Origin of the sequence: Laspinema palackyanum D2c, from assembly GCF_025370875.1 — a bacterium.
GTDB classification, from domain to species: domain Bacteria; phylum Cyanobacteriota; class Cyanobacteriia; order Cyanobacteriales; family Laspinemataceae; genus Laspinema; species Laspinema palackyanum.
Map to the genome: position 1 here is coordinate 122,356 of NZ_JAMXFD010000007.1, position 23,235 is coordinate 145,590.

Consider the following 23,235-nt stretch of genomic DNA (forward strand, 5'->3'; position numbering starts at 1 on the left):
ATTCTCGAATCGCCTCTACAGAGAATTGTGCTAATTTGAGGGACTGGCGATTCTCGAATCGCCTCTACAGAGAATTGTGCTAATTTGAGGGACTGGCGATTCTCGAATCGCCTCTACAGAGAATTGCGCTAATTTGATAGACTGGCGATTCTCGAATCGCCTCTACAGAGAATTGCGCTAATTTGAGGGACTGGCGATTCTTGAATCGCTTCTACAGAGAATTGCGCTAATTTGAGGGACTGGCGATTCTCGAATCGCCCCTACCTCCCCCGAATCGCCTCTACCTCACCAAGACACAGGGGAGGGGACCGGATTAGTTTGTTATAATTGGGCGAAACAGCAAAGATGCTGCTAGAAACTCGGTGTGTTTATCTTAGGAGAGTATCCCATGAGCGATCGCATTCCGTCGGAGTTCTTACAAATTATTGAAGATTTTCTCACTTTGCTGGAACAAGCTAAAACCGACCCCCAAACCCAAACCCAACTCTTGGCAAATCTCCCCAGCTTAGAAACCCAATTGACTGCCGCTGAAGATAAAACCTTGAAACTGGCTAAAATCCTTAAAACCTGGTGTAAAGAGTCCCAGATTACCTTCACCCCTGAAGAGTTGGCAACCATTCGCGCTAACATGATTCAAAAAGGAGAGAAAATCCGGAAGCCAGCGGAGGGAGAACGACCAGAAAGCGTCTATAATAAAGCCTTCCTGGTGGGAAAGGTGCAAGAGGCACAAAATACCATTGCTTAATCTTTTCCTGATTTTGAAGCGAGTGATTCATGAGCCAAACAATTCCTTCAATTTATTCCCCGAGTTTATATTGGTTTGCCTATCACTATCATCGAGGTTTGGTGACTTCCTCTGATGGGAAGACCGCCAAAAATTTAGATGGCATCAATCCCCAATGGGTGCAGAACAAATATCACAGGATTCTGACCCAGTTTAAGGTTGACTTAGAGTTAAAGATTCGTCAAGATGAACCCGCTCAAGATTTTGATTTGCTCATGGGTCCTGATGATGAAAGAGCCATTGTTGAGTTTACCACTCCCCAGGATTTAGAAGGGTTTATTTATCCCCAATCTCTCCATGATAGTTATGCCCTAAATCTTAACATTTACCAACCTGAATCTCGCGGGAAAAAGGAATATCAAATAAAAGATTTAGCTCAATTTAATCCAGGGAATTGCTTTAAGCCGGAACCGGAATCGGCATCAAATTTAGGTCAAACTTTGCTGTTGAGTGGTTATGTCAACACCACTCCCCCGGCGAAAATTCGAGATTTAGAACCTTTGGCGAAAGAATGCTGGATTCAGTTTTTTCACCTAGAAAATGGGCAAGCCTTACCGCCTCTTTATCGCGCTTATAACCTGTTTGGCGGATATCTCTACGAATATGGCAGTCCGAAGGCCAATTTAGACAAAAATCCTTATGGTCATTTATTGATTTGGTTTTTATTTGAAGAATATCCGACTTTAACGCTGCAAAACTGTTATTGGGAATTGCCGGAGTTATTCCTATACTATCACAAAATCTCGAAGAGTTTTCAAGATAGTCGGATTTATTATGATTGCGCCGATCGCCTGGTGACAAACCATGAAACGGAATTCAATCCGGTGAGTCAAACCTATCTCAATCGGCAAAACAAAGACCTACTCTCGGCCAGGGAACTACAAGTTTTGAAAATTACTTTAAAAACCCTGTTAGAAACTTCTCTAAACTATACGAAACAACTGCGAAATCTGGAATATGCCTGCAATAGTATTGCTATCAATAGTAAGAACTATCAAAGCAGTTTAGACCGGATGGAACAACTGGCGCAAACCCCGATGGAGGGGTTGAGGTTATTTCACGACAAAGAAGCGATCGCCTTTCAAGAACAAATCCGCGCTGATTTAAACTACTTTTATCCGGGCTCAAACCTCCTCAATCAATCGATTGCCACAATTCGCGGTTTAGTGGAAATTGACCAAGCGGAACGCGATCGCCACTTAGAACAGCAAATCCAAACCATTGGGACGGCGATCGCCTTCGGTGCCATTGTCGCCTCCACCTCCGCCTTACTTTTTGAACAATCCATGACATTTCCCTGGCAGGAAGAACATGGCGATCGTCTCCATCCTTTCATCCTTGCTGTATTACTCAGCATCGCTGCTGCTGCTGTCGCTTGGGGAGTTGCAGGATTCATACGGTGGTTGTGGAATCGGCGATAGCAGGTACGACTTACGCATTATTTAATATCACACCCTAAATGTCGGTTGATTCGCGAATCAACCCTACAGGATCTAGGGTTGATGCGTAAGAGGTGCGTTCGGTTGTTTTTTCCTTTTAAAACATATCCGCCATCCAAGGATGCGGTCCCGAAAAGAGTTGGGTGGCAACAGATAAAGCGGCTGGATTCCCTTGAAGATGACCGCTTAAATGGAGTTGATGGGGAGTGAAAAAGCCTGTATAAAGAGGCGCTAATCCCCGTACATCTAAGATTAAGTCCCCACGTCCTCCGGGAGTTACTTCTCCTCTGCCATTGGATACGGTGAGGATGAATTTCCTATTATTTTCAGACAAGATATTATCCTGTATTTCTAAGTGTAATTCTGCCTCAATGCCAAGGGGATAACCCCGTTGTTGCAGGGATAAAGGGACATCGACGATGCGTAACATCCAGTGAGATAACTCCGTAATTTGTGCGGTTTGTTCCGGGAGAGTTAACAAAAATGGGTCAATTGGAGAACTCCGCCAAATTACATGAGCAAATTGTGAGCGAAAATCGGCGATGAAGGTCCAGAGGCGACGGATGGCAGCAGGGGTTAAGGCAACCCAATCGGCGATCGCCAGGGTTTGGGAGTTTCCTTCTCGCCGTTGACTATAGATAATATACCCTTGCCAGTCATCGGGTTCGCCGATTAAATCTGCATAGAGGGTTTCTTCGGGGATGGGTTTAAAGATGTTTTCCCAGATTCCGGGGTGGCGAACCAGATTGCCATTACAGGCAACTGCCTGTTGCTGATACAGTGCGGCGATCGTCTCGGATAATATCGGTTCCACGGGGTGCATTCCCAGGGTGCGATCGCGCATCCGAATGCTATGGATGGGGAGTTGCCACTTACACAGACTTCCCGCCTGTTCATACCCTACTTTTCGATAAAGAACCTGCGTCGCTGGATAGAGAACTGACAAGGGAATCTGATTATTATAAATCTCTTGAAGGGTATGTCTGAGCAGTTCCTCTGCCACCCCAGTCCCGCGATGTTCAGGAGACACTCCCACTGCCGCAATTCCCACCATTGTCACGGGATTACCACCCCACCATTGTGCCATCGGATAGAGTCCTAATCCCCCGATAATTTGGTTGTCTTGCCAAATTGCTCGGTAGTTTTTGATACCAAGGCGATCGCGAAACAGTTCCCACCCCGTAAAATTAAAGCTATGGCAAAGCATTAATCCGAGGTTTTCTACCTCTTTCTCATTGGAAAGGGGGCCAAATTTACGCTGATGTTGCATTATAACTCTCGATTATAGATCCGTTCAAATCAGTCATTCAGTGATTCCTTGGGTTCCAGCTAAAACCTCAAATCTGGATAAATCAAGAGGGGATTAAGTAGGGTTTACCGAACATACGCGCTCTTTAAATTTTTATTGGCAAGAAATAAGATTAATAAAACCTAAATATAATCCAGACAACGGATTGCAGGAATAGCGTAAACCTCCGATAATCTACTGGCAGTGATTTCTCCAACTCCTACCGTAGAAATTTCAGCGGATCTCTTCCCTATCAAAACAGTGAAATCTTAATGTAATTTGGAAAACTCCAGGCTGAAAATTTTAACTCTTCCCTGGAGTCCTACGCAAAGATGGGTACGGTTAATACTACTACCCATCCCCTGAAGAGTCAGGTTAAGTTTTGAGCGTAGGCAATCAACGAGGTAAAAATACTTGCTATGCGTAGGTTCTACGAAATAGCAATTGTTTCACCCTGAATGTCGCTTAAACCTTGCATAAGTAGGCGGGTTAAAGCCTCAAAATCTACCTATAGATAGATGCGTGAATTGCTGGATTTACTGTTCATTACTTATCAATTCAACTCTATTTACCACCGAGGAGAGAAATATGCGAATTGCTCAAGTTTCACCGTTAGCAGAACGAGTTCCCCCACCGGGTTATGGGGGTATCGAATTAGTGGTTAGCCACATAACCGATGAATTAGTCCGTCGGGGTCATGAGGTTACCTTATTTGCCTCGGGAGATTCCCACACTTTAGCCAAATTGGAATCCGTGGTTCCCCGTGCTTTACGTCTGGACCCCACGGTGAAAGAGCCTGCGGTGTATGATATGCTGCAACTCAACCGCATTTATGAAATGGCTTCCCAGTTTGATATTATCCACTTTCACAATGGATACTCCGCATTGCCTTTGGCGGAACTGATGAAAACCTCAGTGGTGCATACCCTGCATGGGAACTTTAGTGCCGACAGCCGCAAATTGTATCAAAAGTATGGCAACCAGGGTTATATCAGCATCACCAACGCTCAACGAGAAGGTGGACCCGAACTGAATTATCTGGATACAGTTTATAATGGCATTGATATCGAAGCCTATCCGTTCTTTCCCAAGCCCCAGGACCCTCCCTATTTGGCATTTTTAGGCAGAATTTCCCCTGAGAAAGGGATTCATCATGCGATCGCGATCGCCAAAGCAACCGGCTGGCATTTGAAAATTGCTGGTAAAGTCGATCCCGTAGACCAAAAATTCTACGAAAATGAAATTAAACCCCAAATCGATGGTACCCAAATTGAATATTTAGGCGAAACCAACCACCAACAAAAGGTAGAGGTAATCGGAAATGCCGTAGCAACCTTGTTCCCAATTACCTGGAGAGAACCCTTCGGCTTGGTGATGATTGAATCGATGTGTACAGGAACCCCACTCATTGCCATGAATCTGGGTTCCGTTCCCGAAGTGATTGATCACGGTAAAACCGGCATTGTCTGCAACAGCATCGAAGAAATGATTGCTGCAATTCCTGCCGCTATGAAGCTTGATCGCCAAGCTTGTCGCGATCGCGTCGTTAGCCAATTTAGCATTGCCAAAATGGTGGATGGATACGAAGCTGCCTTCCGTCTTGCACTCTCGAAAACCTTTCACCAAAATGGTCATATCAAGGATAAATTGACAGTCATTGCCTAAAACTTTTTCAACAGAATAGGAGGTGGATTTACATGAAAGTCAGCAATCAATGTCCTTGTTGTAATGGCTCTTTATTACACCATATCCGCCAAGGCGGTTCTTACTGGTTTTGTTCAAACTGTTGGCAAGAAATGCCCAACAAATCATTGCCAGACAAGCTTATAACCTCAACCTCTAAAAATAAGGTGAATTAACTTCTGACCCAATTCCCCGTTTAATTTCAATTTTGTTTTTCTAAACCCTAGGCGAGGATGGAGCTTTTTAAAACTCTATCCTCGCCTTTTAAAATGAGTGACCAGTCTTCTGGGTTCATCCTGAAAAAATGCGAGAAAAATATCATTTCTCCTCCTCACTTCTGACCCGAAATCCTTGGCGAATGGGTCCATTATCCGGGGGTTGCACTTGAAAGGTCACTCGATCGCTCAAGTCTCCACTTTTAACTTCTAACGTCCATTCCCCCACCTCCATCGGCCAAAATAAAGCATGATTCGCCTCGGTTGTCAATTGCTGTTTCCCCGATGGACCGATTAACCACCATTCTATGGGTGTTTCCGGTGCAATGGCTAACTTAAATTGAATGCGCGGTGTAGCATCGCTCGAATCTAAGATAAAATAATCATCGTTTTCAGGAAAGGCAATTTTCAACCGATCTCCCGACAATTGAGGTTGACTTTGCCTTGCCAACCAGCTATTATACTCCTGAGATAACTCAAATTTCTCCCCCCGATTATACGCGCTCAAATGTTCCGGGGCCAAATATTCCAGAACCACCGAGGGACAATCGGGCTGTGGTTTTAATCCCGTTACGGCACATATAGGATGCTGAACCAGATTGTCCGGAGTCGGCAAAGCCGCCGGTTCCCGGGTTTCATGGAGATGTAACATAATCCGATTCCACAAGGGGGCCGCACCCGTGACCCCTGATACTTTTCTCATGCGATCGCCACTAAAATTCCCCACCCAAGTTGCCACGGTATAATCCACCGTATATCCCACCGTCCAAGTATCCCGATAATCGGAAGAAGTCCCGGTTTTCACCGCTGCGGGGAAGGGTAAACTCAGGACCGACTCCACCCCAAACGCCTGCGATCGGGCATAGCGATCGCTCAACATATCCCCAATCAGCGCCCAATAGGAGGATTCCGGGAGGGGTTGTGCAGAGGCAGCCGGGAGACGGCTACCCGGAGTCACGGACAACGGAATCAAATCCCCATTGCGGGCGATCGCCACATAAGCCCGCGCCAACTCCCATAAACTCACTTCCCCACTCCCCAAAGCTAACCCTAACCCATAATAGTCCGGGGATTTCGTGAGATGCTCAAACCCTAACTGATGCAAGCGCCCCAAAAACCGCTCCACCCCCACCTGTTCCAAAACCCGCACCGTCGGCACATTCAGGGAATTTGCCAGTGCCGATCGCACTCGTACCGGCCCTAAAAATCGTTCACTATAATCCACCGGACTATACAACTGCGCCCCGGGGATGGCATAATGGGTGGGAACATCCGCTAAAATCTGATTCGGGGCGATCGCGCCAATTTCTAAGGCAAACTCATACAAAAATGGTTTGAGCGCCGAACCCGGTTGGCGTAACGCCTGTACCCCATCATTCCGCCCCTGTTGCGCGTCGGCGAAGTAATTGGGAGAACCGACATAAGCCAACACTTCCCCAGTATGATTGTCAATCACTAACGCTGCCGCATGATTCACCTGATGCGCCGCCAGGGAACGGACCACCTCCTGAACCTGGGTTTGCACAAACTGCTGCAAAGGTCGATCCAGGGTTGTTTGTACTGTAGAAACCCCGTCCGGCAAGCGATTAGCCAGCCAAAACAGAAAGTGAGGGGCGGCGATAATGCCGCGATCGGGCAACAAAACCTGGATTTCTTCTTGTTCCGCCCGAGTTGCTTCCTCTGGGGTAATATAACCATCAGCGATCATGCGATCGAGAACATAGCGCTGCCGCTTTTTCAGCGATCGCCAATTAGAATAGGGATTATAATAATTCGGTGCATTGGGAATTGCCGCAAGAATACTGGCATGAGCCAGGTTGAGTTCCGAAGCGGGGAGTCCGAAATAAGTCCGCGCCGCCGCTTCTACCCCATAGATATTTCCCCCCATCGGCAGACGGTTAATATAAGCGTGGAGAATTTCATCTCGGTTCATCCCCGCAAACAGTCGCCAAGACACCCAAACTTCACCCAGTTTATGGGGCAAAGTGCGAGGGGCAGGTTCCAGCATCCGCGCCAATTGCATCGTAATCGTGGAGGCACCGGAAACCAGCGATCGCGCTTGTACTGCTTCCAAAACCGCCCGGGCGACGGCTTGTAAATCTACTGCGCCATGCTGATAATAGCGCTTATCCTCTGCGGCAATAATCGCCTGGAGAAACGATTCAGACACCTGATCAAGCGCCACCACAGCGGTATGATCTTGGTCCCGAGTGAGCAGGGTTCCCAGGGGGAGTCCATTGCGATCGCTAAAGGTAACCGCTTGTTCATTTTGGGCAATATCTTCCGCACCGATCGGCGCTAAATAAGGCAACATCCGCACCGTTGCCCCCACTAACCCCATCCCCAGTAAAATTTTCAGAGAACCCCGCAATTTGGGATGTCGCCTCAACCCCAATTGCTGAACGAATAAGCCGATTGCGGACATTTTGCTCATGGTTTTATTCTCGGAAGAAGGCAACATGGAAAATCATCCCCCCACTCGGGAAATTTTTAACCCGCTTGGGCTTGTTTTCCGAGGTAGGAAGAGTCTGTATTTATTTTAGGACGTGGGTACAGGATTGGTTCAAAACCGGGTTGGTTTAGCAAATTTGTCGCCATCAGGAACCACTCTAGGCTAGAAACCCGGTTTCTTGTCTTGCGCGAATCCGGTCCCGAGGTTCTCTGGCTGATTTGAGATCTCGTTATCAGTCCAATGCTACCCCCAGGGTCTGTTGCGAGGCGGATTTGCAGGGGACCGCAATTGTCAAGAGTCTCAGGTGATAAAATTGGCCTGAATGTAGGCCGCAGGACCGAGTAACCGCCTAGGCGATCGCCACCCTATCGAGATTCATTTACCCTCGGAGCGATTCCGTGAGGGATAATAGAGAAAAAATCATCAGCATCCGTAATATGACCGATCCCATCGGAGATATTTTATTAGTAGACGATCGCCCGGATAACCTCCGCTTGCTTTTAAATATTTTGAAAGACAAAGGTTATAAAGTCCGGTGCGTGACCAATGGTGCGATGGCCCTCCGAGTGTCCCTCAGACATCCTCCTGACTTGATCTTGCTGGATATCCAAATGCCCGAAATGAACGGGTATCAAGTCTGTGAAAAACTTAAAGCCGATCCGGAAACCGCCGAAATTCCCGTGATTTTTTTAAGCGTGATTGAAGAGGCTACCGAAAAGGTCCATGCCTTTAATGTCGGCGCAGCGGACTATATCACCAAACCCTTTCAAGTCAAAGAAGTGGTGGCGCGGGTGGAAAACCAACTGCAAATTTTGCGACTGCAAAATAAGCTGAAAGAGCAAAATATCCGACTCGAACAGGAAATTCGAGAGCGCAAAGCCATCGAACAGCAGTTACTGGAATTAAACCGGGAAATGAAACGGTCTAATCAGGAACTTGAACAGTTTGCTTATGTGGTTTCCCATGACTTACAAGCGCCTTTAGGAACCATTGCCAGCTTTGCCCAACTGTTACAAAACCGTTACCCAGATAAACTCGATAGCAAAGCCCTTCAGTTTATTGAGCGCATCATCAGTGGGAGTCTGACGATGCAACAGTTGATTGATGACTTATTGCAATACTCCCGAGTCGGGAGAATGACACAAGTCTTTGAAACGGTCAATTGCGATCGGGTACTCTCCCAGGCACTGGCTAATCTCGAAACCCAAATCAAGGAAACTCAAGCCCTAATCACCCATGATCCATTACCGGCGATCGCTGGCAATAGCATGGGGTTATTGCAATTGTTTCAAAACTTAATCAGTAACGCCCTAAAATACCGTCACCCCGATATTTCCCCCAGAATTCATATTACTGTCTCTCTACAGGAGGATATGTGGAGCTTTTCCATTCAGGATAATGGAATTGGCATAGAGACCAAGCACCTAGAACGGATATTTCAAATTTTTCAGCGGCTCCATTCCGACAAAGAATACCCCGGAACAGGTATCGGACTTGCCATTTGTAAAAAAATTGTCGAATTGCATGGGGGGAAAATCTGGGTCGAATCTTGTCCGGTACAGGGTTCAACATTTTACTTTACCATCCCGGCTCACAAAACCCAAGAGAATCCCTTGATGGAATCTCCTAAATTATAACTCGACCTAATTTTTATGCCCAACCCCTCCATCCCAAATCTTATCGGACCCCAACTATGAATTCAGCCCTCAACCCCCACACTATTTTAATCGCGAATGACGATTCCTCCTTCTGTCTCCTGATTGAAGAAGCCTTTCACGAAATTCGCGCCAACATCACCCTATTTTTTGTAGAAGATGGAGAGCAACTCCTCGACTATCTCTATCGGCGAGGTCGTTATCATGACCCCCTCAATTCGCCTTTTCCTGATCTCCTTTTGCTCGATCTCAATATGCCCAGACTCGACGGACGAGAGGCATTAGTCCAAATTAAATCTGACCCCCAATTCAAGATAATTCCCATTGTTATCCTGAGTAGTTCTTATCATGAAGAAGATATTTCTAAATGCTATAACTCCGGTGCTAACTCCTTTATAGTCAACCCCTTAAACTTTGACCAATTAACAGTGGCCATGCAGAGCTTATGCAACTATTGGTTATCCGTCGTCGCCCTTCCCCCTAAAAAACTATAAGCCCGAGTTCATCCCAGTCAATACCACCCATTCACAAACTTGTCTGAATTCACCGAACCTTAGAAAAGAGCCAATATATCAAAAAAACAACCCAGATTTCGGGTCGGAAAACCTCAAGTTTTCCCTGACCCGATATCGCTATAGCCGGTTGGTTCCGCCTGGGTTATTCGGCGTGATTTCCCCGGATTATTTATGCCGAATGGATTCGTAAATCTCTACATAATTTTTCCCAGGATAATTCCATGAGTAATCATATTCCATACCCTGAATTGCTAATTCTCGAAACTCTTTCGGGGACTCATACCACAAATCGATCGCCCGACTCATCGCCGACTCCACCGCAGCGTGATCCGTTTCATAAAACACATAGCCATTCCGTTTTTCCGGTGGCTTATTCTGGTCATAATCTCGGTCAAATACCGTATTCACCAATCCCCCAACCCCACGCACAATTGGAACCGTGCCATATTTCAAGCCAATCATCTGGGTTAACCCACAGGGTTCATAATTACTCGGAACCAGAATCATATCTGAACCGGCATAGATGAGATGGGATAACTCTTCATTAAAGCCCAACTCCAAATGACAGTCGGGATTATCATTTAAGAACTGTTTCTCATGCCAGAAATGGTCATTAATGGCCGGTTCCGTCGCTGAACCCAGGAGGACAAACTGCGCCCCTTTACTCAGGGCATAGTACATCGCATGGTGAACTAAATGCACACCCTTTTGTTGGTCCAGTCGTCCAATATAGGCAATAATCGGTTTATCTTCATCTTGCAACAATAATTGCGATCGCAGAGCTTTCTTCGCTTGCTGCTTGCCCTCAAAATCATCAATACTGAAATGAGAGGGAATGTAGCGGTCTGTTTCCGGATTCCAGAAATCATAATCAATCCCATTTAGAACCCCGGTAAACTTATCCTGATGCAAATGTAAGGTATGGCCTAATCCCGACCCCACCTCGGTGTAATGCGCTTCCCAAGCATGGTGAGGGGAAACCGTCGTCACCGCATTAGAATAAACAATGCCACCTTTCATGAGATTTATAGCAAAAGGATTGAAATTATCCCGGAGGCGATCGTATTGGAAGTAATAGGAATCTTGATTCAGACCCGTTCCTCTAAGCACCTCCGAACCCGCAGGTCCTTGATGCTTAAAGTTGTGAATCGTGTAACAAACCCGCTGATTCCACATCCCATTATACTTGTAGATTTCGTACAACAAGACGGGAACTAAACCTGTTTGCCAGTCATGACAATGGATAACATCAGGTCGCTTATTACTTCTGAGGAGAAATTCTAAAGCTGCCTTGCTAAAAAATGCAAAGCGCATATTATCATCACTGCACCCATAGTAACAGCCACGGTTAAAGAAATTATCCTCGCAGTGGGGTTCAATAAAGAAGCAAACCCGCCCGTGGACCCATCCACAATACACAGAACAGTGCACCGCCCCCCCATACCAAGGCACGAACAAGTCCTTATAGGCATCATGAAGGCCCCAAATATGGTCATAGCGCATACAATCATATTTGGGCAGAATCAGTTCCACCGTATGGCCCCGATTCTCCAATTCTCGGCTTAATCCATAAACCACATCCCCTAATCCGCCCGCTTTAATTACGGGGGCGCATTCCGAGGCAATCTGTACGATGTACATTTTTACTCCTCACGTTACAAAACTTAATTTTATCTCTGCTTTCATTGATTAGCAGCAAGGAGTCAACTTTGGCAAGTGCCGGTTTCACGAAATCAACACAAGCACCACGGCAGTGCAGGGGTTAGGGTGAGATTCCTCAAACATTGGTCCCGTAACGCTTAGAAACCGGGGTTTTGCAAAAATTTTGGGCCTATCTTGCACTAATTTAAGCCAAAAACCCGGTTTCAGGTCCCCCTGAACTCATCCAATATTCAGGTCAAGGGGCCTCTGGGGACAAATCTTTCTGCCTGGGGGACCCTTGAATGGGGATGAAGGCGATCGCTGCTGCACCTTTTAGGAGGGCGGCAGAGTATTGGGTTCTTGATAGCGTTGGTAGATGGCATGAATTTCTTCCTTAACCCGATCGCGGATAGCTTGGGGGGCCACCACTTGGCATTTATTGCCGTAGGGGAGGATTTCTCGAATCAACCAGAAGGGGTTAGAAACCCGACGGACCACTTGGCGCACCTCGCCAATCACCTCATTGCTGATGTCATTGCCTTTGCTTTCATAGGCTTTGACCAAGCCTTCATAAAAGTGTAAGTACACTTCAATAAAGTCGAGACCATTTCGCCATTCCCCTGCGATCGGTTGAATCTCTTTAATCCGATCCAGGCGCAGGCAGCGATTATGGATGAGTTCGGGAAAATCCGTGTTGGGGATATCTTCGGTCTCCTCGCACCAAATTTCCAAATAAAAGCGCTTTTCGCGAAAGGTGACTTGAGCGTAACGCACCGTGTATTCCAACTCACTGTCTTGGGCGTTCCGATAAAACAGTCGAAACGTTTGCTGGTTCTGGATTTGCTCCTCGGCCCGCAGACGCCATGCCTCACTGGGTTGAGTGACCAGTTGCTGGAGGGCTAGACGCAGGGGGGCCTCTAAATTCCCTCGGTCGAGGAGTAGAGTAGTCAGGGTTTGGGCTTCGGGGATATAGCCTGAATCAATCAAGAGGCGGTTAGCTTGCTGGAGGGCCTGAACCTGGGCGTTAGTCAGGGTTAGGGACTGTCCCACTTGAAATTTCCCCTGGGCGATCGCCGTCAGCAACCCCGAGATACTCCCGCGATCGCCCCACCGCACCTTCAGTTCATCGGCGATTTCTTCCAGTCGTTCCTTGGTCCCAGGGGGAATTGACAGTGTAATGGTGTCTTTTTTTCGGATCATTTACAAAATACACTTTCACTTATAAATTTATTATGCCATAGTAGCTATTGTAATTAAAAACGAGGTCGAATCTTATGTCGCAACGTCTTCGACTCTTGAAAGGCCCACCCACCAGTTTGGAGGAGCGCTATTTCAGCGATATTCGCCCGGTCCTGTATGAACGTCATGGCGCTCATCAGCAGTACGGAGTCAGAACCGGAACCACTTTGGCAGAACATTTGGATTCAGCTTGTCAGTTTATCTTGACAGTCAGCCGCCAAGCCGGAGTCCCGGATCGGATCCGGGAAATTCTCCTAGCAACCGCAGCGGTTCACGACCTCAATAAACTTGGCGACGCTTCTGGGCGTAACGTGAAACAGTTGGCGAGAGATCGAACATTTCTCGAAAAGCAGCTTGAAAGAGCCTGTGTCAAGTCTCTGGTTCCCTCAGAAGACTCACTAGAACTAGCGCGACGCCTGATCGAAAGGCACTCGGGTCATGGCGTCAGCGATGGCATGATTTTTTCCCCGGAACCGGATGAGATGGAAGCCTGGGTTGCGATGTTAAGAGCTGCCGATTTATTTGATTTAGGAATTCCTGAACACAAGCGGATTCAAAAATTGCAAACAGAGCTAACCGTAGCTTTTGAACGGGCCTGTTCTCTTTACCAAGTGAGAATCTCGAAGGATCTGGGATACATCACAGCTTTATTGCTCAATGCAGCGGAGGAAATTTTAGTCAAACAGGGAATGACTCCTTTGGCGATTTTCCCCGATGGCGTTCTGTTGGAGGGGGTAGCTTGGCCGCAAGGAGATTTAATCCCCAAAATAGCAGCACGGTGGCAATCCAAGATTAATGAAGTATTCGGTAAAAATATCGAGCAACTGGTTAATCCAACCAAGGATGGAATTAAAATTTCTCCGCAAGCGATCAACCAAGATATCGATGAAGTGGTGGCGATCGCCTTCGGGTTTTTAGAAAAAAAGAAAGGAGGGTTTAAAGCCAGCAAAATTGAGCAGGATATTGCCAAATGGGGACAAAAAGCCGGTTCAACGGCCTTAGCGGAGGCGGAAGCGGTGGGATTAGTCCCTGTGAGTAACCCGGAAGAATTTGCGATCGCCGAGGGATTAAAAGCGGTTTATTTAAGTTATCGCAGCCTTCAGCCCCAACCTAGCACCCAAGAAACTTGGGATTTAATTGCCTCTCAGGTGGGGATTTCTCCGGTTCATCGGGCGGCGATCGAACCCTTTGACCCGCAGTATGCGCGTCCTTTGTTTGCCGCCAAAGTGGTTACAAAAGGCCGCGAAGGAATCGAAGCAGCCTTGCGAGACTCCCTCCAAAAAAGAAAAGAGAGTGAGAGCGGAAGCGATGGCTCAGAGGACTCAACCGTTGCGCCAGAAATTCGCACAGCAGTCGAGCAACTATTAAACCTACCTGTTCCCTCCCTGCTCAATGGATTTGATGCCTTGACCGATTACATTACGACTAATCCCAAAGAGCGGTCTTCTTTGGGTTATACATCCGCTAACACTGAAAAACTGCGGTCTCCAAATATGCCACCGGGAACCAAAGTGCAGATGTTTTCTAATCGAATTCCCGGTGGAATGAGCGCGGAACCGACTCGGTATGCAGATTCTATTGAAGCATTAGCCTATCAGTTAGTCGCGGTGGGTGGACAGTTTCCAGCAGGTAGTAAAAATGAACCGATGTACTTACACTTCCTCCTGCCTCCCGGTTCTTCTCCAGAACTGCGGCGAATTTGGATCGAATTCTTGCGAGATAAAGCCCGAATTAATCCCGAAGGCGGACCGATTCAAGTCGATGAACGGAAGCTGTATCGGGATAACCAATTAGAGTTTAAATCTAGCAAAGTTGTAGGATTTGCCTTTCCTCAACGGTCGGATTATATCAATGGTAATGTCCTGATTCCTTTATTATGGGGGGATACGAATGTTTCTGTCTCCCTGCTTAAGTCATTGTGGCTGGCATTAGAACTTTCTTTATCCTTAGAGGTCGGATTTCCATTCATTGTCAGTTCCCATTTGGAAATAGACCCTTCTGCGGAGGTGTATGGCAAAGTCGAAGGAATTCCCACCTCCCTCAGTCCGTTACTAGAAACCGGGCAGTATAGTCGGGAAAATGCAGCCAAAATTCGGGACAGACTCCGATGTCTTGGACCGCTAGTTTTAGCCGTTGCCAGCCCTAAAAAACGGGATGATTGCCTGTATGATTTAGCGCGGGCAACCTCACAACCCTTTAGCCTTTACTATGTTTTATTACGATGGATTTTGCGAGAGAAAGAGAATCCCAACTGGGAAACAATCTGGAGTGAAATTTGTGAGCCCCTGAATACTTTACTGGAGAGTCTTATGCCCAAGGAGAATCATACCTTAACGCAATACCTCAAACAAGCGGCGCAACTGGCAGTCGCCGGAAAAATTTGGGGTTCTTCTTATAAGCGGACCGCTTCCATAGAACCATTTGGGAATTTTATTGCCGCTATTCGTTCTCAAAAGCCTTACATGGATTTGGACCTAATATTTGCCGCCCTGGTGCAAAATTATCATACCCGGCTCGATCGCATTCGAGAGCATGGGGTGGGCGCAACCAAGTTCGAGCAAATCAAGGACTATTATCAGGTCCTGCGGCAACTGTATGAAGAAGTCTATCAAGGTCGAGCCGAAAAGCTTATGGCTGACCAAAAAACCTTGGAATCGGCTTACTTTTTCTTCCTGCAAGATGCGAGAAATAAAGCCAAGGCTGAGTCTGAAAATTCCGAAATTGAAGTAACTGAAACTGTTGAATAGGAGACTTAATCATGTCTATTGAAACCCTGACCCAATTCCTCGCGCCCACCTATGAAAATTTCCCAAAAGGTCGGACCATCGGGATGGTGGTCTTGCGGAAAACCCAATCTGAGTTAATTCTCCGCACTGAAGGCTCCGGCGAACCTATGTGCAGTGAATTTGTACAAGCTGGATTTCAGCATAAAAATTCCCTTCAGCGTTTAGTCATGACTAAACGCAAACAAGTCGCTCCTGAACGGCGATTTGGGCGGGAACAACTTCGCGGATTTGAGCTTTTATATCCGAACAAAGATGGGGCAGTCTGTTCCCTAAATACTAATGCGCCTTGTGAAATGTGTATCGATTGCTTTCTGTATGGATTTGCTGCCGGTGGAGGTGGCGCACAAAAAAGCCGGGTTTGGACGGAAGACGCATTTAGCTTATTACCAACCTCTGAAACCGTGGCCGAACGAACCATCAATGCGATTTTTGAAACGGGAACAATGCGCGATGAAAATGGCAAAGCATCAACCGCCCTCAATACCAGTGAGTATATCAAACCTGGGGTACATTTTCTGGATGTGGTGACCCTAAAAGATATGACTGCGGATGAAATGCGGTATGTTCTGGGTAATATTTTGATGACTCCCCGATATGGTGCGGTTTCTAGTCGCATCGGACGCATGGAAAACCAGATTTTAGGGATATTTGGAGGGATTACAGAACTGCCGAGTTCGTTGGAGTTGGTGCAAAGTCTCTACGATGCTTTAATAGAGGCAAACACTCCGTTAGAGCATCCGTTTGATACAGATTTGTTGGTAGAGATGACTAAAGGGGCGATCGCCACTTGGACAAACCGTCGGGGGATTTCTAGGCAACTAACGGAAGAGCAATTAACCGATGTAATCGCAGATGTTGACCGTCACTGGGATGGAGAGCGAGAAACCTTTCTCAAACGCCTGGATCGTTCTTATGAAACCTTCCGCAAACCTCCGGCAAAGGCTTCTAGCAGTCGGAAGGGCAAGAAAAATGCTGAACCTGTAACCCCAGAAGGTTAAAATCCGGCTCCCCTTCTCCCAAAAAGGGAGAAGGGGTTGGGGGATGAGGGCCAGACCGGAAAACATGAGATACACCCAAGTTTTATCCCTACGGTTCAATGCAGAAATTGTATTTTGAACCATTCTAAAATTCGTTACAACTTTCAAAAATTAGCTTATGTCACTCCTCACAACTATAGAGAATACCCGGGCAAATTTGCCTTTGTTTAAACAGGCACGTTTGGTCGAATTGTGGTGTGCAGAACCCGTTTTTTTTGCCTCCCGAGAATTGTCCGACGCTTATTATACCGAGGGAGTCTTGGGAAACTATGCCTTAGCTTATGCTTTGGGTTGGGTCCGTTCACCCTATCGCCTGTCTGGAACTGCCACCTGGCGACCCACTTACCTGGAAGATTTGGGTGGACTTTCGGATTGTTATGTCTTACCCGCTTGGCCTAAGCAGGGCAAAGTTACATTTCGTTGGGAACGATTTAATGCACTGTCTGATTCTTATTGGTATGCGATGACAAATAATCGAGTCGCCACCAGTCGCGAGGATTTGCCCGTCCAACGTGAGGGAAAAAAGCCCAATTCATTTAGACCTAGCAATTTTCCACAGTCGGGAAGGTTACGAACGATCGCCCGAGGAAATCTGTTTCAAACTTTAGTCTTTGGCAATCGCGAATTACCCGATTACATTCGCGTGGGTAAATTTATGAGTAAGGTTCGAGTCGAGGTGATTTCAGAACTGAAACAGGTTGCCTTATCTGAGGGGATGTACCAAAGTAGCGCTTATCTGAATACGGCAGATTTACCCGCAGAGTTGCAGATGCTCTCCTTTGATTTAATCTCAATCCCACCAGCACCTTTAGTCAAAAATCTCCGATTTCAGGGTGCTGCTTGGCAATTTGGCGAAATCATTGTTCCCGTCGGTATCTGTTTTTGTGGTGGAGGAATCAAATAATGAGTAATGAACCCTTATCAATCCAGCTTGAAGCGCGCAGCATTGCCGCTTGTACTTCCTTGCCTCCGGAACTCGCTTTTATGGGGAATGCATTGCAGCATCAAGTGGAAGTCTACGAGCGATCGCGCGATCATGACTTGATTCTCGCACTCGCACCCACGGGGACTGGCAAAACGAAAGGCGGGTTATTAACCCTACTGCATCAACCGACCAAAAGTGCAGTCTATATAGCCCCCACCAATGCCTTAATTACCCAACAAACAGAAGCGGCTAAAAACTTTCTCAAAGAGGCGGGATTAGACCATGTGGTAATTGAGGCATCTGCCGCCAAAATTCGCCAATGGCCTAACACTCAAGTGGGGGCGCGTTCTGGAGAAAAAGTCTATAACCTGTTAAGGAATCCCGCTACAATTTTTCCAGAACTAGGCCCGAAACGTCCTGTTTTGCTGGTGACTAATCCCGATATTTTTTACTACGCCACCTTTTTTGCCTATAACCGACTCGATCGCGTCAATATTGCCAGTGGGTTTTACACCAAATTTTCTACGGTTATCTTTGATGAGTTTCATCTTTACGATGCGAAACAGTTAGTGGGATTACTGTTTTATTTAGCTCACTCCCACATTTTCAGATTTTTTGAACAGGGGCGGCGAGTGATTCTGCTCACTGCTACACCGGAACCTGCTTGTGAAGTGGTATTCAGTAATTTAGAAGCTCAAGGGGTCAGAATTGCCCGGATTGATGGGGTAGGAACATCAAATTTGGTCCCCTCGCAAACTGCGGTTAATTTAGAATTGCGATCGCAACCCACGAAACCGGAATTTATCGCTGAATTAGCCAATGAAGTGGTTCGGCGATACCAAGCACGACCGGATTGCAATGGGGCGGTCATTTTAGATTCTCTCTCTGTGGTGACTGAGTTGTACCAAGCTTTAAAAGCAAAAGGTTTAGGCGATCGCATCGGAAGAATTACCGGCCCTGCTTCTGCCACGGATCGGAAATGGGCAATGGAACAATCGATTATTTTAGCCACCAGTACAGTGGATGTGGGGTTTAATTTTGAACGGCATCCTGCACCGACTCGACAAAACTTAGATTGGTTGATTTTTTCAGCCCGCGATCGCGCTGCATTTTGGCAGAGAATTGGGCGAGTGGGGCGGGTATTGGGGAAAACTGAAACCGTTATTCCTTCAGAAGCGATCGGCTATTTACCCGATCGCGCATGGGAACAAGGGATTACCAACCTGGACTGTTCTGGCGGGCGATCGGCCCTCGCTGAAACTCTCGAAACCATTCGATGCCTAGATCGACCTTTTTGGCTGGCTTATTGGCGTTCTGAGGCATTTTTAGAAATCGCCCGTCCCCTCTTGGAAATGGAAGAAATGCTAGAAAAATTGCCCCAACATTCGCTCATTTCTGAACTGTTTGAGAGTCTGCGGTTAAGTCTGGGAGGCAAACGCACTTGGTCCTACTATCGTTCTCGAATTAAAGATATCCGGGCCGCCCGAGACTTAGCTAAAGAACCGCTTAAACTCGTACCGGGTCGAAGGCATTTTATCCAAACCTTTCTGAAAATTAACTGTCCGGAAGATTGGGAAGAGATTCAATCTGGAAATGCAGAACTTGAAGACATTGAAAAAATCTTCAAATCTGACCCCGAAGCGGCCAGACATTTAAAAGACTTTGCTGCCAAATGGAGCGCCAGCTATCAACCCATTTTCCAATTTCGCTCCGGGTTATTTGAGAGCCTCCAAATTCGCGATCCGCAGGGTTTATTTTTAGACCGCTCCTCTGAGACTTATTTAGATGCCTTACATCTATTACGCTATTGCAACTTTGTTTCCGATGGGGAAATCCTGGAAATTCAAAGTCCAGCAGATCCGCCCTATCAGGTGAAGTTTCGGTTGCGTTACCCGAGGACAATCAGGGAATTTATAAATGAAGAAATGAATAAGCTCAATGCCTTCTTAGGTTGTAAAATCCAAAGAGTTTCGGGTGATGCAATCGCCCCAATGCCCTTTATAGAAAGCCTGGAAAAGGAGTGGTTTCCAGGAGTTATTATCTGTCCACTCAAGAATGGCGGCCCCCTCTATCGGCTACGACAAGCTAGAATAGAATCTTTTCCCATTACGCTTAACTGCAATGATGGTGAAAAAGATTATGAATTTTTCCCTGGACTGTCTGGAATACTAGCACTCGCCACGGAAGGAGTAAAGCTCCGCCTCCCTGATGAACAAGACTTCTATTGTGTCTAACCAAAACCCATTTTATTCTATTAACAAATCCATGACCACCCAACAACTCATCGAAATGCTCTCTCAATTTGACCCTGATACTCCTGTGGTGATTCAAGGGTATGAAGCAGGATATAACAGCATCAGCATTATTGAACAAAAAAGCATTCAAATGAATGTAAACCCCGAACATTTCTATGGCGCACATGGCCCCACAGACCATCAACCCGAGCCAGTTCCTAATGTACCGTTTGTCGATGTGATTTATCTGGGCGGATATAATCATATTTCTCGGGAAAATGGTTTATATTAAGCCTTGAATAAAGACAGGGAGTTGTGCTTTTCCTATAAGTACAACTCCACCCCTAACTAAAACATTGTACACACATTTATTGACTTTAATTATCATGCCTCATAGTCTTATCATCAACCTAGTTCCCACCTCCCCGATTTCTCCACAATTTCTCAGTGGTAGACATCTCCATGCACTGTTTCTAACCCTCATCAATTCCGTTAACCCAGAATTGGCGACCTTTTTACATGAACAGAAGAGTGAAAAAGCCTTTACTCTCAGTCCCCTGCAAGTCAGTCATTCCTCACATAATGCGGGCCATTTATTGCAATGGAAGCACAATAAATCCATTCCCAAGGGTATGGGTTGTTGGTGGCGGGTTTCTCTGTTAGATGATGCTTTATTTAACAATTTGATGCAGCTTTGGCTCAATCTAAATCCCGAACAACCTTGGCATTTGGGGTCAGCAAATTTGCAGATTACTCGAATTTTGGGGACGCCGCAGGTGACTCAGCCTTGGGCGAATTTTTGCACTTATGGGGAGTTATATGAACAGGCATCGGATAGTCAGCGAAAAATTGAGATAGTTTTCTGTACGCCGACGGCTTTTCGCCAGGGTCAATATGATTCTTGTTTGCCAACCCGAGAATGTTTGTTTAATAGTTTGCTGCACCGTTGGAATAAATATAGTCAGATTCCCCTCGCTGAGTCTTTGACAGAGTACATTTTTCCCACTTATGTGAATGTTCACTCGGAAATTATTAGCGATAAACGCAGTAAATTTATTGGCTGTGTGGGGGAAATGGGATATTCCATTTTAGGGGATGCTTCGCCGGAAATTATCAAGGATATTAACGTTTTAGCCGATTTTGCTCTTTACAGTGGTGCAGGACGGAAAACGCCGATGGGGATGGGGATGATTCGGCGGTTGAATATGTCTTGATAGAAGGCGATCGCAAGTTAGCAACAACCGACGGGGGTTTAAACGATTGGCGGTCTCATAGCTAAAGTCGGTTAAAAACCGACTAAAAACTTAGGGTTTTTGTTAATTAAGTAGGAGAAAATTAGCCTCCGAGTTTGCATTCTGTTACAACCCATTAAAAAACATTACACCATAAGACTTTCAGTCGGTTTCAACCGACTTTAGCTGTTAGGCGGGGGTTTAAACCCCCGCCGGGTATTGCCACTATCCACAAATTAAACTCATGAACAATTCTGATTACATTACCATTGCTGCACTCAATCAATATTCTTATTGTCCTCATCGCTGCTGGCGGATGTTTTGTGCAGGCGAATTTCGGGACAATCACTACACCTTAGATGGAACAAATTTACATGAACGGGTGCATACCCTGGGTGAGGGAAATCGGGAAGAAATGTGGCAAGTTCGGGCGATTTGGTTGAAGTCGGAACAGTATCAATTGATTGGCAAGGCGGATTTAATTGAATCCGTGGAGGGGGAAGTTTATCCGATTGAATATAAGCGGGGGAAGAAAGGAGAATGGGATAATGATGAGTTACAAGTTTGTGCTCAAGCCTTATGTTTAGAGGAAATGATGGGGAAAACAATTGAGCGTGGGTATGTGTATTATGCCCAAACTCGGCGACGGCAAGCGGTGGAGATTACGGAGGAGTTGCGACAGGAGGCGATCGCCACTTTAGAAGCCATTTCTAACCTCCTCCAAACTGGAACTATGCCACCTCCTATCTATACCAAACGTTGTCGCGGTTGCAGTTTATTTCATCAATGTTTACCTCAAGCTGCGGACAAAGTTAAACGCTATCAAGAAGCGAGTTAATTGGGTCAATTATGAAGGCTTTTTCTGGTTGTTTGCGCCGGAGGACCCCACCCTAACCCTCCCCTTGCCAAGGGGAGGGGACCGGAGGTGGATTAGGGAGAATTGAGAAACCTTTTTCAATGAGCCTGCGAAGGCAGGCTTCGTCCGTATAGCCCCACCCTTTAGGGTGTGGGTTCAAGTTATTAGATTAAAATTAGGAGAGAATTGTGGGTACAGTTTATATCACTCAAGATGACTGCTTTATTGGCAAAACCGATGAACGATTAAACATTCGGGCTAACAAGCAAAAATTGCTGGATGTGCCGTTAATTAATATCGAAGGAGTGGTAATTATGGGACGGGCGACTGTTTCCCCCGCAGTGGTGACGGAACTGCTCAATCGCCATATTCCTTTGAGTTTTTTAACCACAACCGGACGATATTTAGGCCGATTAGAACCGGAACTGACTAAGAATATTTTTGTCCGTAAAGCCCAATGGCAAGCAGCGGGAGAAACCGAGAAATCCCTGCATTTAGTGCGGGGATTTATTCGGGGAAAACTCAAGAACTATCGAACTGCATTGTTACGCAAACAGCGAGAACGAACCGATGGGAACTTCCAAACGGCAACGGATCGCCTGAAACAAATCCTGTCCTCCCTGACATCAACAGCCACGATTGATTCCTTGCGCGGATTAGAAGGGGCGGGAAGTGCTGCCTATTTCCAATGTTTTGATGCCTTAATTCGTAGCGAAGGGTTCAGATTTGAAGCGCGTCGCCGTCGTCCTCCCACGGACCCGGTGAATGCCCTGCTCAGTTTAGGCTATTCTTTACTCAGCCATGATATCCAGAGTGCAGTGAATATTGTAGGATTTGACCCCTATCTCGGATATCTGCACGTTGAACGCTATGGACGCCCTTCCTTAGCCCTGGATTTGATGGAAGAATTTCGCCCGATTGTTGTCGATGCGATGGTGTTGAATGCGATTAATAATCGCATCATCACTCCGGCAGATTTCACCACTGAACCGATTAGCAATGCCGTTTCTTTGACCCCCGAAGCGTTGCGGACTTTTCTGCGACTCTATGAACAGAAAAAACAGTCGAATTTCACCCATCCGGTGATGGGGAAAAAATGTACCTATCAGGAATCCTTTGAAATTCAAGGACGACTGATGGCGAAGTATTTGATGGAAGAAATCGAACAATATCCGCCCTTGGTGTTGAAATAGCCGTCCCCTTACCGGGAATTGATGCAACTGCCGTTGCTGAGACGGCGTTGGGGTGAATTTG

At 46.5% G+C, this 23,235-nt stretch carries 17 protein-coding genes; 13 read left to right on the top strand and 4 right to left on the bottom strand.

What is annotated here, in order from left to right; all coding sequences use genetic code 11:
* The first annotated feature begins 388 nt into the window (after window positions 1-388).
* On the top strand, window positions 389-745 hold the full coding sequence (locus NG795_RS11345) for a hypothetical protein (RefSeq protein WP_367288782.1): 357 nt from the start codon (window positions 389-391) through the stop codon (window positions 743-745).
* A gap of 29 nt (window positions 746-774) precedes the next feature.
* Entirely contained in the window at window positions 775-2,205 is a 1,431-nt protein-coding gene (locus tag NG795_RS11350; protein WP_367288783.1) for a hypothetical protein, read from the top strand.
* A 115-nt stretch (window positions 2,206-2,320) separates the two neighbouring features.
* Here NG795_RS11350 and NG795_RS11355 read toward each other — a convergent pair whose 3' ends face one another.
* A complete protein-coding gene (locus NG795_RS11355; RefSeq protein WP_367288784.1) occupies window positions 2,321-3,493 on the bottom strand; it encodes a GNAT family N-acetyltransferase in 1,173 nt (390 codons plus the stop codon).
* A 606-nt stretch (window positions 3,494-4,099) separates the two neighbouring features.
* Between NG795_RS11355 and NG795_RS11360 the strand changes: the two genes are divergently transcribed.
* Window positions 4,100-5,176, top strand: coding sequence for a glycosyltransferase family 4 protein (locus NG795_RS11360; protein ID WP_367288785.1), 1,077 nt, complete (start codon window positions 4,100-4,102; stop codon window positions 5,174-5,176).
* A gap of 336 nt (window positions 5,177-5,512) precedes the next feature.
* Here NG795_RS11360 and pbpC read toward each other — a convergent pair whose 3' ends face one another.
* A complete protein-coding gene (pbpC, locus tag NG795_RS11365; RefSeq protein WP_436836047.1) occupies window positions 5,513-7,843 on the bottom strand; it encodes a penicillin-binding protein 1C in 2,331 nt (776 codons plus the stop codon).
* A 455-nt stretch (window positions 7,844-8,298) separates the two neighbouring features.
* On the opposite strand from pbpC, the gene NG795_RS11370 reads away from it, so the two are divergent.
* Complete coding sequence (locus tag NG795_RS11370) at window positions 8,299-9,498, top strand: ATP-binding protein (protein WP_367288786.1); 1,200 nt, start codon at window positions 8,299-8,301, stop codon at window positions 9,496-9,498.
* Between the two features lie 56 nt (window positions 9,499-9,554).
* Window positions 9,555-10,010 (top strand): response regulator, encoded by a 456-nt coding sequence (locus NG795_RS11375; protein ID WP_367288787.1) that lies wholly within the window; start codon window positions 9,555-9,557, stop codon window positions 10,008-10,010.
* 186 nt (window positions 10,011-10,196) lie between these two features.
* On the opposite strand, the gene glgA is transcribed toward NG795_RS11375, so the two are convergent.
* The gene (glgA, locus tag NG795_RS11380) at window positions 10,197-11,672 is read right to left on the bottom strand and encodes a glycogen synthase GlgA (RefSeq protein ID WP_367288788.1); all 1,476 of its coding nucleotides are present in this window, start codon (window positions 11,670-11,672) and stop codon (window positions 10,197-10,199) included.
* A gap of 333 nt (window positions 11,673-12,005) precedes the next feature.
* The gene (locus NG795_RS11385; protein ID WP_367288789.1) at window positions 12,006-12,872 is read right to left on the bottom strand and encodes a helix-turn-helix transcriptional regulator; all 867 of its coding nucleotides are present in this window, start codon (window positions 12,870-12,872) and stop codon (window positions 12,006-12,008) included.
* Between the two features lie 74 nt (window positions 12,873-12,946).
* Between NG795_RS11385 and NG795_RS11390 the strand changes: the two genes are divergently transcribed.
* The 8 genes from NG795_RS11390 (at window position 12,947) to cas1d (ending at window position 23,174) form a co-directional block, all read left to right on the top strand.
* Entirely contained in the window at window positions 12,947-15,658 is a 2,712-nt protein-coding gene (locus NG795_RS11390) for a CRISPR-associated protein Csc3 (RefSeq protein WP_367288790.1), read from the top strand.
* Window positions 15,659-15,669: 11 nt separating this feature from the next.
* Window positions 15,670-16,695, top strand: a complete 1,026-nt coding sequence (gene cas7d / locus NG795_RS11395) for a type I-D CRISPR-associated protein Cas7/Csc2 (protein WP_367288791.1) — start codon at window positions 15,670-15,672, stop codon at window positions 16,693-16,695.
* Between the two features lie 157 nt (window positions 16,696-16,852).
* Complete coding sequence (gene cas5d, locus NG795_RS11400) at window positions 16,853-17,638, top strand: type I-D CRISPR-associated protein Cas5/Csc1 (RefSeq protein WP_367288792.1); 786 nt, start codon at window positions 16,853-16,855, stop codon at window positions 17,636-17,638.
* Complete coding sequence (gene cas3, locus NG795_RS11405; RefSeq protein ID WP_367288793.1) at window positions 17,638-19,893, top strand: type I-D CRISPR-associated helicase Cas3'; 2,256 nt, start codon at window positions 17,638-17,640, stop codon at window positions 19,891-19,893. Before cas5d ends, cas3 begins: the two co-directional genes overlap by 1 nt.
* 31 nt (window positions 19,894-19,924) lie before the next feature.
* Window positions 19,925-20,185, top strand: coding sequence for a hypothetical protein (locus tag NG795_RS11410; RefSeq protein WP_367288794.1), 261 nt, complete (start codon window positions 19,925-19,927; stop codon window positions 20,183-20,185).
* Window positions 20,186-20,279: 94 nt separating this feature from the next.
* Complete coding sequence (gene cas6 / locus NG795_RS11415; RefSeq protein ID WP_367288795.1) at window positions 20,280-21,107, top strand: CRISPR-associated endoribonuclease Cas6; 828 nt, start codon at window positions 20,280-20,282, stop codon at window positions 21,105-21,107.
* A gap of 262 nt (window positions 21,108-21,369) precedes the next feature.
* Complete coding sequence (gene cas4, locus NG795_RS11420) at window positions 21,370-21,963, top strand: CRISPR-associated protein Cas4 (protein WP_367288796.1); 594 nt, start codon at window positions 21,370-21,372, stop codon at window positions 21,961-21,963.
* 206 nt (window positions 21,964-22,169) lie between these two features.
* Complete coding sequence (gene cas1d, locus NG795_RS11425) at window positions 22,170-23,174, top strand: type I-D CRISPR-associated endonuclease Cas1d (protein ID WP_367288797.1); 1,005 nt, start codon at window positions 22,170-22,172, stop codon at window positions 23,172-23,174.
* Window positions 23,175-23,235 lie beyond the last annotated feature (61 nt).